The 14,696-nt window shown below is 74.5% G+C and carries 12 protein-coding genes; 3 read left to right on the forward strand and 9 right to left on the reverse strand.

The genetic code is table 11. From position 1 onward, the window contains the following. Positions 1-8: 8 nt before the first annotated feature. Positions 9-1,217: an ATP-binding protein gene (locus tag ACPPVO_RS60045; RefSeq protein WP_426508926.1), complete on the forward strand. Its 1,209-nt coding sequence runs from the start codon at positions 9-11 to the stop codon at positions 1,215-1,217. Between the two features lie 15 nt (positions 1,218-1,232). Here the strand turns inward: ACPPVO_RS60045 and ACPPVO_RS60050 are convergent, their stop codons facing one another. The 5 genes from ACPPVO_RS60050 to ACPPVO_RS60070 are packed head-to-tail and all read right to left on the reverse strand — an operon-like array spanning position 1,233 to position 8,687. Next, the gene (locus ACPPVO_RS60050) at positions 1,233-2,420 is read right to left on the reverse strand and encodes a VWA domain-containing protein (RefSeq protein WP_426508928.1); all 1,188 of its coding nucleotides are present in this window, start codon (positions 2,418-2,420) and stop codon (positions 1,233-1,235) included. After that, positions 2,413-4,635, reverse strand: coding sequence for a DUF5682 family protein (locus tag ACPPVO_RS60055; protein WP_426508930.1), 2,223 nt, complete (start codon positions 4,633-4,635; stop codon positions 2,413-2,415). Before ACPPVO_RS60055 ends, ACPPVO_RS60050 begins: the two co-directional genes overlap by 8 nt. Then, entirely contained in the window at positions 4,625-5,755 is a 1,131-nt protein-coding gene (locus ACPPVO_RS60060) for an ATP-binding protein (RefSeq protein WP_426508932.1), read from the reverse strand. The genes ACPPVO_RS60055 and ACPPVO_RS60060 overlap by 11 nt, the downstream gene beginning before the upstream one ends. Before the next feature lie 35 nt (positions 5,756-5,790). Then, a complete protein-coding gene (locus ACPPVO_RS60065) occupies positions 5,791-7,338 on the reverse strand; it encodes a DUF5691 domain-containing protein (RefSeq protein WP_426508934.1) in 1,548 nt (515 codons plus the stop codon). Then, the gene (locus ACPPVO_RS60070; protein WP_426508935.1) at positions 7,335-8,687 is read right to left on the reverse strand and encodes an SWIM zinc finger family protein; all 1,353 of its coding nucleotides are present in this window, start codon (positions 8,685-8,687) and stop codon (positions 7,335-7,337) included. The genes ACPPVO_RS60065 and ACPPVO_RS60070 overlap by 4 nt, the downstream gene beginning before the upstream one ends. Positions 8,688-8,741: 54 nt before the next feature. Between ACPPVO_RS60070 and ACPPVO_RS60075 the strand changes: the two genes are divergently transcribed. Further along, positions 8,742-9,251, forward strand: coding sequence for a DoxX family protein (locus ACPPVO_RS60075; protein ID WP_426508937.1), 510 nt, complete (start codon positions 8,742-8,744; stop codon positions 9,249-9,251). On the opposite strand, the gene ACPPVO_RS60080 is transcribed toward ACPPVO_RS60075, so the two are convergent. Genes ACPPVO_RS60080 through moaC form a run of 4 tightly spaced genes read right to left on the reverse strand, consistent with a single transcriptional unit; the run spans position 9,214 to position 11,758 of the window. After that, a complete protein-coding gene (locus ACPPVO_RS60080) occupies positions 9,214-9,627 on the reverse strand; it encodes a molybdenum cofactor biosynthesis protein MoaE (RefSeq protein ID WP_360368208.1) in 414 nt (137 codons plus the stop codon). The genes ACPPVO_RS60075 and ACPPVO_RS60080 overlap by 38 nt on opposite strands. Then, complete coding sequence (locus tag ACPPVO_RS60085) at positions 9,624-10,811, reverse strand: molybdopterin molybdotransferase MoeA (protein ID WP_426508939.1); 1,188 nt, start codon at positions 10,809-10,811, stop codon at positions 9,624-9,626. The genes ACPPVO_RS60080 and ACPPVO_RS60085 overlap by 4 nt, the downstream gene beginning before the upstream one ends. 51 nt (positions 10,812-10,862) lie before the next feature. Beyond that, positions 10,863-11,330 (reverse strand): MogA/MoaB family molybdenum cofactor biosynthesis protein, encoded by a 468-nt coding sequence (locus tag ACPPVO_RS60090; RefSeq protein WP_360368202.1) that lies wholly within the window; start codon positions 11,328-11,330, stop codon positions 10,863-10,865. Continuing rightward, a complete protein-coding gene (moaC, locus tag ACPPVO_RS60095) occupies positions 11,327-11,758 on the reverse strand; it encodes a cyclic pyranopterin monophosphate synthase MoaC (RefSeq protein ID WP_426514921.1) in 432 nt (143 codons plus the stop codon). Before moaC ends, ACPPVO_RS60090 begins: the two co-directional genes overlap by 4 nt. A 398-nt stretch (positions 11,759-12,156) precedes the next feature. Between moaC and ACPPVO_RS60100 the strand changes: the two genes are divergently transcribed. Next, positions 12,157-14,688, forward strand: a complete 2,532-nt coding sequence (locus ACPPVO_RS60100) for a putative bifunctional diguanylate cyclase/phosphodiesterase (protein ID WP_426508941.1) — start codon at positions 12,157-12,159, stop codon at positions 14,686-14,688. The last annotated feature ends 8 nt before the right edge of the window (positions 14,689-14,696 follow it).

Here is a 14,696-nt window from a genome sequence, read left to right on the forward strand (position 1 = left end):
TGCGATTCGTGGACCCGGTTCGCAATCCCTATGCGCCCGGCGCCGGTCAGCGCCCGCCCGAGCTCGCCGGCCGCGACCGTGAGCTGCACGCCTTCGAGGTCGTGCTGGAGCGCGTGGCGCGCGGGCGGCCCGAGCGGTCGCTCATGCTCACCGGGCTGCGCGGCGTCGGCAAGACGGTACTGCTCAACACCCTGCGCTCCGAGGCCATCTCACACCTGTGGGGCACCGGCAAGATCGAGGCGCGGCCCGACCAGTCGCTGCGCCGCCCCGTCTCGGCCGCCCTGCACATGGCCATCCGCGAGCTGGCCCCGCACCACCGGGCGCCCGACCGGATCGACGAGTTCCTCGGCGTGCTCAAGGCCTTCGCGCTGCGCGAGGACCCGCGCAAGCCACCCTCCAAGCTGCGCGACCGCTGGCAGCCCGGCATCGACGCGCCCGCCGCGGTCGGCCGGGCCGACTCCGGCGACATCGAGATCGACCTCGTGGAGCTGTTCACCGACGCGGCGAGCGTGGCCACCGACGTCGGCACCGGGGTCGCGCTCTTCATCGACGAGCTGCAGGACCTCGGCGTCGACGACATCTCGGCCCTGTGCGCGGCCTGCCACGAGCTGTCGCAGACCGGCGCCCCGCTCATCGTGGTCGGGGCCGGGCTGCCGCACGTGCCGGCCCTGCTGTCGGCCTCGAAGTCCTACTCCGAGCGCCTCTTCCGCTACCAGCGCATCGACCGCCTCGACCGGATCGCGGCCGACTTGGCGCTCACCGCGCCGGCCGAGCGCGAGGAGGTCGAGTACGAGGCCAAGGCCCTCGACGCGCTCTACGAGGCCTCCGGCGGCTACCCGTACTTCGTGCAGGCCTACGGCAAGGCGACCTGGGACCACGCGCCGCGCTCGCCGATTACCGCCGCCGACGTGCGCGTCGCCGCGCCCGAGGCCGAGGCGGAGCTCGCGGTGGGGTTCTTCGGCTCCCGCTACGAGCGCGCGACCCCGGCCGAGCGCGAGTACATGCGCACGATGGCCACCCTGCTGCCGGCCGTGGACGTGTCCGAGGCGGTGCCGACCGCCGAGATCGCCCGTGCCTTGGGCCGCAAGCCGGCGAGCCTGTCGCCCGCCCGGGACGCCCTGATCAAGAAGGGCCTCATCTACTCGGGCGAGCGGGGCACGGTCGCCTTCACCGTGCCGCACTTCGCCCGCTACCTGCGGACTCAGCCCGCCGAGTGACGGGCTTCCGCCCCTTCACGATCCCGCCCGCTCCATGATCCCCCGCAGGTCCCGGTGCTCGATCGCGGCCGCCATCAGCTCCGGGAACACGTCCGGCGTGCAGGCGAACGTCGGCACGCCGAGCGCGGCCAGCGCCGCGGCGTTCTCCCGGTCGTAGTCGGGCGCGCCCTCGTCGGACAGCGCCAGCAGCGTGATGACCTGCACCCCGGCCGCCGTCATGGCCGCGACCCGGCGCAGCATCTCCTCGCGCACGCCACCCTCGTACAGGTCGCTGATCAGCACGAAGATCGTGTCCCGGGGCCGGCTGATGAGCTGCTGGCCGTAGGCGATGGCCCGGTTGATGTCGGTGCCGCCGCCGAGCTGGGTGCCGAACAGCACGTCGACGGGGTCGCTGAGCCGGTCGGTCAGGTCGACCACCGCGGTGTCGAACACGACGAGCGACGTCTTCAGCGAGCGCATCGAGGCCAGCACCGCCGCGAAGACGCCCGAGTACACCACCGACGCCGCCATCGACCCCGACTGGTCCACGCAGAGCACGACGTCGCGCTGCACCGCCTGGGCCCGCCGCCCGTACCCGATCAGCCGCTCCGGCACGATCGTGCGCCGGTCGACCTGGTAGTGCTTCAGGTTCGCCCGGATCGTGCGGTTCCAGTCGATGTCGTGGTGCCGCGGCCGGTTGATCCGCGCCGCCCGGTTGAGCGCCCCGCTCAGCGCGGTCCGCGTCGGCTGCGCGATGCGCCGCTCCAGCTCGGTCACCACCTTGGCCACCACCTTGCGGGCGGCCCGCTTGCTCTTGTCCGGCATGACCCGGTTGAGTGAGAGCAGCGTGCCCACCAGGTGCACGTCGGGCTCGACGGCGTCGAGCATCTCGGGCTCCAGCAGCAGCCGGGTCAGGTTGAGCCGCTCGATCGCGTCGGCCTGCATGACCTGCACGACGGTCGACGGGAAGTACTGCCGGATGTCGCCCAGCCACCGCGCGACCCGCGGCGCCGAGGCCCCCAGGCCCGCGCCGCGCTGGGTGGGCGCCCCGTCGTCGCCGTGGTCGTAGAGCGCGCCGAGCGCCGCGTCGACCGCCGCGTCGGTCCCGGTCAGGCCGTAGCCGGTGCCCTCCGCCCCGGGCGCACCGCCCAGGGCGAGCCGCCACCGCCGGAGCCGCTCGTCGCCGTCGTTGTCAGCGTCGTTGTCAGCGTCGTCGTCAGACATGCAGCTCCCTTCCCATCAGCCGCGCCGCCACCGGCAGCAGCAGCGCGCCCCGGGCCGCGTCGATCTCGTCGTCCGCGCCCGCCCCCGGCCGGCCCGTGCCGATGTTGGCCGCCCGCTCGCCGATCATGCGCCGCTGCGGCGCCGGGTAGCCGCTGAACGTCCGCCGCAGCAGCGGCAGCACCTCCACGAACGCGTCGGCCGGTATGCCCGTCAGCCAGGCGTCGACCAGGGCCAGCAGCCGCTCGTCGTGCACCAGCAGCAGCCCGTCGCCGGCCAGGAACCCCTCGATCCAGGCCGCCGTGCGGGCCACCGGCACCCCGACGGTGAGCACGAGCGCCATTCGCGCCCCGATCTCGTCGACGTCGACCGCGCCCGCGTCCAGCAGCAGCCGGTTCATCCGCCCGGTGAGCAGGCCGTGCAGGTCGTCCCGGGTGGACAGCCCGGCCAGCACCGCCTGCCAGCGCGCGTGCGCCTCGGCGTCGTCGACCAGCGCGAGCGCGCCCTGCACCCCGTCGATCCGGTCGCGCATGACCGCCGCCGCGGTGTCGTCGAGCCCGCCGACCGCCGCCGGCAGCCCCACGCAGATCCGAGTGATCATCCCGAGCGTGACGTCCCGCAGCGCGGAGAGGTCGGTGCCGCGCACGTCGCCGTACCGCAGCGTCCGGGCCAGCGCCGGCAGCGCGTCCATCAGGTGGGCGACGTCGGCGTCGAGGGCCATCCGCTCGTCGAGCGCGTCGAGCACCCCGGGCAGCGCGTCCGGCAGGTCCGCCAGCAGGCACCGCTCCACCAGCGCGGTCACGTCGGCCAGGGTCGCCGCGCTCGCGGCCTGCTCGGCGACGCGGGAGGTGGCGGCCTCGAGCACCGTGGTGCCGTACGCCCCCGCCTCCACCAGGTCCACCGCGAACTCCGGCTGCCAGGCGATCTCCCACTCCTCGCGGAAGGTGCCCTTGCCTTTGGCCGCGGCCAGCACCTTGCCCCATTCGACGCCGAGCAGCCGCAGCCGGTGCAGCAGCCGGCTGCGGTCCAGGTCGAAGGCCTGGCGCAGGTCGAGCTTCAGCTCCCGCCGCTCGACCCGGGGCGGCAGCCGCAGCCGCCGCTGGCTGCCGGCCACGTCCCGCGCGATCGGCACGCCGGGCGTCCGGTCCGGCACCCGCCCGAGCCGGTCGCCGACCACGAGCCGCCGGTTGATGAGCGCGAGCCGCAGGTCGTCGCCGTCGCAGAGCACCGCGTGGGCCGCGTCGGTGACCTCGGCCAGCCCGGCCAGGGGCCGCCCGCGCATGGTCGCGAGCGCGTCGGCCAGCCGGGTCGCCTCGATGACGTGCGCGCTGGACACCGGCACGCCGTCCTTGCGCAGCACGCCCGCCGCCCGCACCAGCCAGCGCTCGATCACGTGCGCGTCGACGGAGGTGAAGAGGTGGTGGTACCAGCCGGGCGAGCGCACCCCGGCGCCGTACCCCTGCCACGACGCCAGCCGCGCGTGCGTCCACGGCACCCAGGTCATCGCGACCTTGATCTTCGGCAGCCCGCGCACGACCGCGTTGTCGGCGGCGGCGGTGGGCAGCGGCCCGGTCAGCGCCGGCACGTGCCAGGCCCCGCACACGACGGCCACGCGCTCGAACTCCTTCAGCGCCGTGCGCAGCCCGATGCGCATGTACGCCTCGCGCCGCTCCTCCTCGACCCGCTCGGCCTCGCCCGGCACCGGGGCGTGCGCGCGCACGACGGTCATGGCCTCGGCGATGGCCGCGAACGGCGAGTCGTCGAACCGGTGCTCGACCACGTCCTCCCACCAGCGCTCGGGATCGTCGTACCCGGCCGCCTCGGCCAGCGCCCCGATCGGGTCGAGCCGCACCGCGTCGTCGCCGGGCTTCGAAGCCGCCTGCGGGGCCGCCAGCCGGACCGCCGCGGGCATGTCGATGAACCGCACCGGCACCTCGCGCGCCACCGCCCACCGGATCGCCTGCCACTCCGGCGAGAACTCGGCCAGCGGCCAGAACGAGGCGCGCAGCTTCGGGTCGGGGTTGTCCGCCGGGTACGCCAGCAGCGCCACCGGCGCCCGCATGTCCTCGTCGCCGGCGAAGGGCACGAGCGCGTCGGCCTCCGGCGGCCCCTCGATCAGCACCACCTCGGGCTGGAACTCGGCCAGCGCCCGGCGCACCGCCCGGGCCGACCCCGGCCCGTGGTGGCGCACTCCGAGCAGCAGCGGCTCACTCGCCACGGCGGGCCGCTCGGTAGAAGTCGCGCCAGCCCTCGCGCTCGCGGACCACCGTCTCCAGGTACTCCTGCCAGACCACCTGGTCCGAGACCGGGTCCTTGACCACGGCCCCGAGGATGCCCGCGGCCACGTCGCCGGCCCGCAGCACCCCGTCGCCGAAGTGCGCGGCGAGCGCCATGCCGTTGGTGACCACCGAGATCGCCTCGGCGGTGGACAGGGTGCCGCTGGGCGACTTGAGCTTGGTCCGCCCGTCCTCGGTGACCCCGTTGCGCAGCTCCCGGAACACGGTGACCACGCGCCGGATCTCGTCGACGGCCGGCGGCAGCTCGGGCAGCTCCAGCGCCTTGCCGAGCGCCGCGACCCGCCGGGCCACGATGTCGACCTCCTCCTCGACGCCCGACGGCACCGGCAGCACCACGGTGTTGAACCGCCGCCGCAGCGCGGACGAGAGCTCGTTGACGCCGCGGTCGCGGTCGTTGGCGGTCGCGATGACGTTGAAGCCCTTACGCGCCTGTACCTCCTGCCCGAGCTCCGGCACCGGCAGCGTCTTCTCGGACAGGATCGTGATCAGGGTGTCCTGCACGTCGGAGGGCACGCGGGTCAGCTCCTCGATGCGCGCGATCCGCCCGTCGGCCATCGCCCGCAGCACCGGGCTGGACACCAGCGCGGCCCGGCTCGGCCCCTCGGCGAGCAGGCGGGCATAGTTCCAGCCGTACCGGATCGCCTCCTCCGGCGTGCCCGCGGTCCCCTGCACCAGCAGCGTCGAGTCGCCGCTGATCGCCGCCGACAGGTGCTCCGACACCCAGGTCTTCGCGGTGCCAGGCACGCCGAGCAGCAGCAGCGCCCGATCGGTGGCGAGCGTGGCGACGGCGACCTCCATGAGCCGCCGCGGCCCGACGTACTTCGGCGTGATCACCGTCCCGTCCGCCGCCGCGCCGCCGAGCAGGTAGGTGACCACGGCCAACGGCGAGAGCCGCCACCCCGGCGGCCGCGGCCGCTCGTCGCCGGCCGCCAGCGCGACGAGCTCGGCCGCGAACTCCTCCTCGGCGTGTCGCCGTTGCACGGTCTCGGCAACGGGCGCCCCGTCGACGTGGGCGGCGGTGACATCGACTGTGCTGGTCACGCGGACTCCTGGGGGTTGGTGAGGGACGTCGGGGGTCATGCCAGCTCGAGCAGCATGTCGCGGCGGAAGCGCAGGGTGTCGGCGAAGCGGCCGACGATCGAGGACATCGGGTCGTCGGAGGGCAGGGCGGCGGCCATGGCGGTCGCGCGCTCGGCGGTGCCGGCGGGCAGCCGCAGGGCGGCCAGCTCACACAGCCCGGCCAGGCGCCAGCCCGCGGAGCGCCGCCCGCCGAGGTCGTCCAGCGCGGCGAACACCGCCTCGACCAGCGGCTCCGGCCACGGCCGCGGGCACAGCTCCAGCACGTGCTCCACCCCGACCGCGGCGGCCCCGGCCAGCCCGCGGCGCAGGACGCCGACGGCGAGGGCGGCCAGGGCATCGGAGGGCAGCGCGTCGTAGAGCGCCTCGAGCAGCAGCCGGTCGTCGGGCCGGCCGCCCGCGGCGACCTCCTCGGTGAGCCGCCCGGTCAGCGCCGTGGCCCAGCGCGAGTCCCGCTGCCCGGCCGCGGCCCGCGCCAGCCCGCGGCGCAGCACGGCGGCCCACTCGTCGGTCACCGGCAGCGCCAGGAACTCCTCCGGCTCGCCCCAGACCGACAGCGGCGTGCGGGTCAGCAGCTCCTCCAGCCACCAGGCCCGCTCCCCGACGCCGGCGGGCGGCCGGGGCACGATCCCGTCGCGGCGCATGGCCCGGTCGCACGCGGCCGGCGGCGCGACCTGGATGCGGCCGCCCACGACCCGCACGCACGCCGTGCTCCGCTCGGTCATCCGCCGCGCGAAGCCGCTCCCGGGCAGCATCGCCAGCAGGTCGAAGGCGACGATCCGCACCTCCTTGCGCCGGTCGTCGAGCGCGCTCTCCAGCACCGGCTCGTCGGCGGCGGAGAGCCCGGTCGCGAACGCCCCGAGCAGCGCGGCCCGGTCGTCCGGGGTCTCGGTCGGCCAGACGTCGGCGAGCATGTCCCGCCCGCGCTGCTCCCCCGCGGCGCCGCCCCGCCGCACCGCGGTGAGGATGCCGACCCGCTTGCCGATCGAGCCCAGCTCCCACCCCTGCGGATCGTCGGCCGGCGCCTCCACCGCGGTCGCGCCGAGGAACCCCCATTCGGGCCGCTGCCGCGCCAGCCAGCCGGCCCGCGGACCGCCCGCCGCGGCGACGAGCGGCCGCAGCGCCCGGTGCCGCCGGGCCACGTCCAGCAGCGCCGGCAGCAGATCGCCCGGGACCCGCCGCGGCCCCAGGCCCCCCAGCCACTCGGATAGCAGCTCCAGCCGCCCGTCGGCGTCGCGCACCGGCACGGCGTTGCTCGTCCCGTAACCGGCCGCGTCGACCGCGAGCAGGTCCGCCGCCCGCGCGGCCGCCGCCCACGACACCAGCGGGATTCCGGAGTCGTCGGGCGCGGCCTCCGGCACCGCGAGCCCCCGGCGCGCCCGGAACCCCGCGCGCCGGTACAGCGCCAGCGACCCGGCCGCGTCGAGCAGCGCCTCGGCCGGGTCCTCCCCGACCCGCCCGACCCCGGCCGGCAGCGTCCGCCGCTGCGTCCCCACGAGCGCGGTGGCGAGCACATCGCCCCAGTCCGGCTTCTCCTCGGCGTTCACAGCCGCACCAGCCGCTCGTCGGCCCAGACGCCCAGCGGCCGCAACCCGCCCGCCGACCACTCTCCGGTGACGGTCGCCGGCCGGCCCGCGGTCACCGCGACCAGCCGCCACGGCTCACCCGCGGCCGGGTCGAGCGGCAGCCCGTCGCCGTCGGCGTCCACCAGCGCCCATCCGCCCCCGTCGCGCACCGGGGAGACCCCGTCGAGCACCATCGGCCAGTAGTCGAGCCACGGGTCTCCGGCCAGCGCGACCGCGTGCGCCTGCAGATTGTCCTCGACCCCGGCGCCTCCGGCGACGAAGTGCATGCGCTCCGGCGGCGCGTGCCGCTTGGCGATGAGCGCCCGCGCCGGCTGCCCGCCCGGGTAGAGGCACACGTCCGCGTCGAACTCGGTGCCGGGCAGCAGGTCGATCGGTAGCGACTGGCCCGCCACCGCGAACGACAGCACGATGAGCGGCACCGCGGACCCGGCCCCGCGCAGCCAGGCCCGGCGCACGGTCAGCTGGTCTTCGATCTCGTCGCGCACCCCGTGCACCTGCCAGCGATCGCGCACCGCCGGGCCGGCGAGCACCGTCTCGGTCGCGATGGGCACCCCGACGCGCATGCGGACGCTGGCCGCGAGCTCCTCGGGCAGTTCCTCCAGCCGCCGGTAGCCCCCGACCAGCAGGTGCAGCCGGGCCAGCTCGCCGAGCAGCCGCTCGGGGGAGCCCAGCACGGCGGTGGTGCGGCGCAGGATGCCGGCGGCGCTGGCCGCCTGGGCGTCGACGAGCCGGGCGATCATCGTGTCCCAGGCCGGGCCGCCCTTGCCCGAGCCGGCGAGGCCGGAGCGCACCTGGTCGGCGAGCCAGCGGTCGAGCTCGTCGAGCCCGGCGGCAATGCGGTCGGCCCGGCGCGCCTGGGCCTTCTCGCTGACGGGGGCCCGGCCCGAGCTGCCCCCGCCGGGCTTCTCGCCGGCGGGGGAGGCCGGCCCCGCGGCGGACCGGTTGGCCCGCGCGGCCCGGGCCGCCTGCCAGGCGCTGGCCCACGACGGCGCGACCGCCTCCGGTACCGCCCCGGACGACCACCGCAGCAGCAGGGCGAGCGCGTGCTTGCAGGGGAACTTGCGGCTCGGGCAGGTGCACTTGAACGCGGGCTCGGTGAGGTCGACGGCGGTCTGATACGGCGTGCTCCCGCTGCCCTGGCACAGCCCCCACAGGGTCGGGTCGATGTCGTCGGCGGCGCTCAGCCCGGTCTCCAGCCAGGCGCGGTCGGCCGCGAGCCCGCGCGCCGCCCGCTGCGCGGACGAGTCGGGGGCCAGCGCCATCACCTGGTCGGTCGTCCAGACCGTGGTGACCGTCGTTGTTTCCGCCATGCTGCTTACCGTAGTGAGGGGGTACGACATTTCGCGGTTGGGTATGTTTCCGTCATGAGACCCGTACGTACCGCAGCCCGTTCGATGCTCGCGGCGATCTTCGTGGTCCAGGGCTGGGCCGCGTTCACGAACCCGGGCCGGCTGGCCGGCAAGGCCCGCGGCGTCACCGACAAGCTCGAACCGACGATCAAGGCGCTGCACCCGAGCCTGCCGACCGACGCCGAGACGCTCGTGCGGGTCAACGGCGCCGCCCAGGTCGCGGGCGGCGTGCTGCTGGCCACCGGGCACGTCACCCGGCCGGCCGCGCTGCTGCTGGCCGGCTCGCTGGTGCCCACCACGCTGGCCGGGCACGCGTTCTGGGAGATCGACGACCCGCAGCAGCGCCAGCTGCAGCGGATCCAGTTCATGAAGAACATCGGCCTGATGGGCGGCCTGCTGCTGGCCGCGCTCGACCGGGAGGGCCGCCCCGACCTGCGCTGGCGCGCGGGTCACGCGGCCAAGACCCTGAAGCGGGCGCGGCGCCACCTCAGGGACAGTTCACCCATTCCTCTTCACCATCGGTGAACACCTGACGCTTCCAGACCGGCAGCCGGGCCTTGACCTCGTCGACGAGCCGGGCGCAGAGCGCGAACGCCTCCGCCCGGTGCGCGGTCGACACGGCCGCGGCCAGCGCGACGTCGCCGATCTCGAGCCGGCCGACGCGGTGCGAGACGGCGAGCCCGCGCACCGCGGGGTCGGCGGCGATCTCGGCCGCGACCTCGGCGAGCACGTCGGCGGCGCTGGGGTGGCCCTCGTACTCGAGCTCCACCACGCCCCGCCCGCCGTCGTGGTCGCGCACGACGCCGGCGAACGACACGACCGCACCCGCCGCCGGGTCGGCGACCGCCCGCTCGTGCGCCTGCACGTCGAGGGGCTCGGTGGTGACCTGGGTGCGGATCATGCGCGGTCCCCGTCCAGCAGCGGCACGAGCTGCGCGACCGTGCCCGCGTGGCCCTCGGTCCCGGGCGGGATGACCGCGAAGCCGACCGAGTTGGCCAGGCCGCGCAGCATCGACGAGCCGACGTGCGCGACCGGGTGCGCGCGACCGTCGGCGAGGGTCACCAGGGCGAGGTGCGTGAAGTCGCCGCGGCCGGCGACGTCGGCGCCGAGGGTGACGGTCGCCGGCTCGGGAACCGATCGGCCGGTGAGGCCGGTGAGCAGGGGAAGTACCAGCGAAACCAACGCGACGAACGTGGACTGCGGGTTGCCCGGCAGACCCGCGACGAACTGCCCGCCGGGCAGCTGCGCGACGAGCATCGGGAAGCCGGGGCGCACGGCCACGGTGTTGACGACGTAGCGGGCGCCGAGCTCGGCCAGCGCGGGGTGCAGGTGGTCGACCGGCCCGTGCATGGTGCCGCCGGTGGTGCAGATGACCTGCGCGCCGGCGTCGACCGCGCCGCGCAGCGCGGCCACGTGGTCCTCGAGCGTGTCGGCGACCGGCCCGCGCACGTGCACGACGTCGGTGCCGGCGCGGCGCAGCCAGGAGGGCAGGGCCGGGCCGAGCGCGTCGCGGACCCGCCCGTGCCCGGGGGCGCCGGCGGTGAGCAGCTCGTCGCCGAAGACCAGCACCGCCGTCTTCGGGGCGGGGCGGCAGGGCAGCGTGTCGTACCCGCACGACGCCGCCAGCCCGATGACCCCCGGCGTGATCGGGGTACCCGCGGGCAGCAGCACCTCGCCGGCCGCGGCCTCCTCGCCCTGGCGGCGCCAGTCGGGCAGCTTGCGGGCCTGGCCGGTGACCAGCCCGTCGTCGGTCCGGGACTCCTCGACGCGGACCACGGCGGTCGTGCCCTCGGGGACCATGCCGCCGGTGGCGATCTCGACGCAGGTGCCGTCGGCGGTGAGCGGCCCGGCGGTGTCCCCGGCGAGCACCCGCCCGACGATCCGCCACGGCGCCGGCCCGCGCGCGGCCCAGCCGTCGACGCTGGAGGTGGCGAAGGCCGGCAGGTCGGTCAGGGTCACCAGGTCGGCGGCGAGCGTGAGGCCGTCGGAGTCGGCGAGGGGCACCGCCACGGGTTCCGGCGCAAGCGCCGAACCAGCGGCGCGAACCGCCTCGCGGGCGGCCGTCCACGCGATCGGTAACGTCACGTTCGAAGCCTAATGCTCAGGTCCGCGTCGCTTGCAGACCGTCGCTTCCAATCAGTGATCCCCGCCCCGGAGCTGCTCCACCGCGTGGCGCAGCACCGGGCCGAGCACGGCCAGACCATCCTTGGCCCCGCCCCGCGACCCCGGAAGGTTGACGACGAGCGTCCGCCCCGCGACCCCGGCGAGGCCGCGCGACAGCATCGCGGTCGGCACCTTCCCCAGCCCGGCCGCCCGAACCGCCTCGGCGATCCCCGGCACCTCGTAGTCGAGCACCCGGCGGGTCATCTCCGGCGTGCGGTCGGTCGGCGTTATCCCGGTCCCGCCACTCGTGAGTACGACATCGGCGTTCCCGGCGACCGCGTCCCGCAGGGCGGCCTCGACCGGCTCCCCGTCGGGCACCACGACGGGCTCGTCCACCTCGAAGCCCAGCGAGCGCAGCCCCTCGACGAGGAACGGCCCGCTGGTGTCCGCGTAGATCCCCGCCGCGGCCCGGTTGGACGCCACGACCACGACGGCCCTCATCGGTCCCGCTCCCACAGCCCGGTCTTCCCGCCCTCTTTGCGCAGCACCCGCACGTTCTCGATGGACGCCGCCGGGTCGACCGCCTTGACCATGTCGATGAGCGCCAGCCCCGCGGTCGCCACCGCGGTCAGCGCCTCCATCTCGACCCCGGTCCGGTCGGCCGTCTTGGCCGCCACCTCAATCTCGATCGTCTCGTCACGCAGCGTCAACTCCACGGTCACGCCGTGCAGGGCGATCGGATGGCACAGCGGCACCAGGTCGGGCGTCCGCTTGGCGCCCATGATCCCGGCGATGCGCGCAACGGCCAGAGCGTCACCCTTCGGCAGCGCTCCGTCACGCAGCAGCGCGACGACTTCGCTTGTGGTGCGTACGAATCCCGCGGCGACGGCCCGCCGGACGGTGACCTCCTTGGCGGCCACATCGACCATCCGGGCGGCTCCAGAGTCGTCCACGTGTGTCAGCTCGTTTGGCACGCAAAAGAGCTTATGCATCTGAGGCGCGCGGTGGGGGTAGTCGTGCACGCTAGGGCTAGCCGCGTCGATTTCGCTATACGGAGCGTCACTTTCGGGTTGCTGAATCGTGACAAAGGCCGTTATAGTTCGCAAACTATGATTCGACGGACAATTCGCTTAGGGCATCTTGCGTTTTGCACCCTAGGCTGCGTTCAGCACTTCAGAGGTCGATGAACATCGATATCTGGTGCTGAACGGGGGTCGTATCCGCGACGCGACCTTTAGGGGCGAAAAATGTTGAGAGACCACGACTGGGGCTGACCCGATCCCGGGTTGACAAGCACGTAGCGATATCGGTCACGATGAGGTGGCCGATGCAGAAAACACCGCGAGTCGACGACGCGACCAACCGGCGCCTGTGGCGTCTCGTTGGTCCCGTCGTCGTCGGCGGGGCGCTCGCCGCGCTCTGGGGTCTCTGGGGCGTCGCCAGCCGTCCGGCCGAGTTCGCCGGCCTGGCCGTGCTGACATTGGTGCTGGTCGGCCGGGGCTTCGTGACGATGGAGATCCGCATCCGGTCCGTGTCGGACGTGATCACACCGACCACCGCCGTGATCACGCTCGCCGCGGTTTTCCTGCCGGCGCCGGAGATGATCCTCGGCACGGCGTGCGGCACATTCCTGTCCCACCTGGCCCGCCGGGCGACCGATCCGACCAAGATCGGGTTCAATGTCGGAAAAGACACAATTGGCGCGGCCGCCGCCGTCGGCGCCGCGACTCTTGCCGGAACTCAACCGATCCTGCAAAATCCGGCATCCAACCCATTCGCCGCGATACCCGGGCTTTTCGCCGCATTTCTGGCCTACATGCTGATCGACGAACTTGTGGCCCACGGACTGTTCTCGATAATCACGCACAAGCCCTTCCGCCAGCTGCTGTTCGCACACGTCGACGTCCGGATCATGACCCGGCTCGGGCTCCTCGGCGTCGCGCTGCTCACTGTCGTGGCGTACCACATCAGCCAATGGCTCCTGCTCGTTCTTCCACCGCTCGCCGTGGCGATCCATCTCGCGTTCGCCAACAAGACCCGCACCCGCGCCGGCAACGAGGCCTGGCAGCGCCTCGCCGAGGCCACCGACGAGTTCAACTCGGTCGACCAGACCGACGTGCTCTACGCCGCCGTGCGCCGGGCCACCGACATCTTCTCCACCGACCAGGCCGAGGTCGAGATCCGCTCGCCGGGCGGCGACTCGCGCCTGGTCCGCAGCAACGGCCAGGAGATCCTCTACGACGGGCCGCCCGCCGACGCCCCGGCCGCCGAGGGCTACCTGATCCCCGTCGCCCTCGAGAGCTACCGCGGCGACGGCGACCTCGGCCAGCTGCGGCTGCGCTTCCGCGGCAGCGGGCCGGTCAAGTTCACCGAGCGGGAGCAGTACACCCTGCGCACCTTCACCGCCGCCCTGTGCACCGCGATCCGCAACGCCGCGACCTTCGCCGAGACCCAGCGCCTCGCCGACAGCCACGCCCGCGCCGCGGCGCAGGACCCGCTCACCCGGCTGGCGAACCGGAGGCGGCTGCAGCAGTACGGCAATGAGATCCTCGCCGGCCAGGCGGGCGTCGTGGGCGTCCTGCTGATCGACCTCAACCACTTCAAAGAGGTGAACGACACCCTCGGCCACGCCGAGGGCGACCGGGTGCTCGTCGCCGTCGCCGACCGCCTCACCGCCGCGGCCCGCCCCGGCGACCTGGTCGCCCGCTTCGGCGGCGACGAGTTCGCGATCCTCCTGTCCGGCCTCAGCGCGCCGGCCATCGCCGAGCTGCGCGCCCACGCCATGCTCGACGCGCTCGCCCCGCCCATCGAGCTCGACGACATGCGCATCAGCGTCGAGGCCACCTGCGGCGTGACCACCGGCACCGCCGGCAGCGTCGGAGAACTCCTGCGCCGCGCCGACATCGCGCTGTACCAGGCCAAACAGGAAGGCCAGCGAGTAGTCGTCTACGCCCAGGCCCGCGACACCGCCGACGTCGGCAGCCTCACCCTCGGCGGCGACCTCGCCCGCGCCGTGGCCGAGCACCAGTTCACCGTGCACTTCCAGCCCATCGTCGACCTCGCCAGCGGCCGCGTGATCGCCGCCGAGGCCCTGACCCGCTGGCACCACCCCGACCGCGGCCCCCTCTCGCCCGACCGCTTCCTCGGCGCCATCGAACGCTCCGGCCAGCTCGCCGCCTTCGCCGACGCCGTACTGGACCAGGCCCTGATCGCCGTGACGGAATGGGCCGACGCCGGGTACCCCATCCCCGTCGCCGTCAACGTCTCCCCGCGCAGCCTCCTGGACCCCTCCTTCCCGGACGCGGTCGCCCGCCGCCTCGGCGCCCGCGGCGTCCCCTCCTCCTCTCTCGTCATCGAGCTCACCGAGTCCGTGACGCTGAGCAAGCTCGAGGTCGTCGACGAGGTCCTCGCCGCCCTGCGCGACCAGGGCATCCGCCTGGCCCTGGACGACTTCGGCACCGGCTTCTCGTCCCTGGCCACCCTGGCCCGCGTACCCGTCGACGAGCTGAAGATCGACCGCAGCTTCGTCTCGGCCATGAACGCGTCCGCCCCCGGCGCCGTCGTGCGCTCCACCATCGACCTCGGCCGCAGCCTCGACCTCCTCGTGGTCGCCGAGGGCGTGGAGCGCGAGGACCAGCGCCAGCAGCTGTGGGAGCTCGGCTGCCCCGCGGGCCAGGGCCACCTCTTCGCCCGCGCCATGCCGGCCGACCGACTGCTCGCCCACCTCCACCGCGGCGAGGGCCACCTGGCCGACCCGCTGCACGACACCGGCGCGGTGATCCGGATGTCGAGAAGCCGGCGGGCCCGCCGCATGAGCCTCGGCTCCGCCGAACCCCCCGGGCGCGAGAAGTCCACCTAGACATCGGC

The organism is Dactylosporangium sp. McL0621 (genome assembly GCF_049995355.1).
Lineage (GTDB): Bacteria > Actinomycetota > Actinomycetes > Mycobacteriales > Micromonosporaceae > Dactylosporangium.

Excerpts from the sequence above, each read along its gene's own strand:
- ACPPVO_RS60050 (WP_426508928.1), bottom strand. The coding sequence starts at position 2,420 with ATGTCTGACGACGACGCTGACAACGACGCTGACAACGACGGCGACGAG.
- ACPPVO_RS60070 (WP_426508935.1), bottom strand. The coding sequence starts at position 8,687 with ATGGCGGAAACAACGACGGTCACCACGGTCTGGACGACCGACCAGGTG.
- ACPPVO_RS60075 (WP_426508937.1), top strand. The coding sequence starts at position 8,742 with ATGAGACCCGTACGTACCGCAGCCCGTTCGATGCTCGCGGCGATCTTC.
- ACPPVO_RS60080 (WP_360368208.1), bottom strand. The coding sequence starts at position 9,627 with ATGATCCGCACCCAGGTCACCACCGAGCCCCTCGACGTGCAGGCGCAC.
- ACPPVO_RS60090 (WP_360368202.1), bottom strand. The coding sequence starts at position 11,330 with ATGAGGGCCGTCGTGGTCGTGGCGTCCAACCGGGCCGCGGCGGGGATC.
- moaC (WP_426514921.1), bottom strand. The coding sequence starts at position 11,758 with ATGGTCGATGTGGCCGCCAAGGAGGTCACCGTCCGGCGGGCCGTCGCC.
- ACPPVO_RS60100 (WP_426508941.1), top strand. The coding sequence starts at position 12,157 with ATGCAGAAAACACCGCGAGTCGACGACGCGACCAACCGGCGCCTGTGG.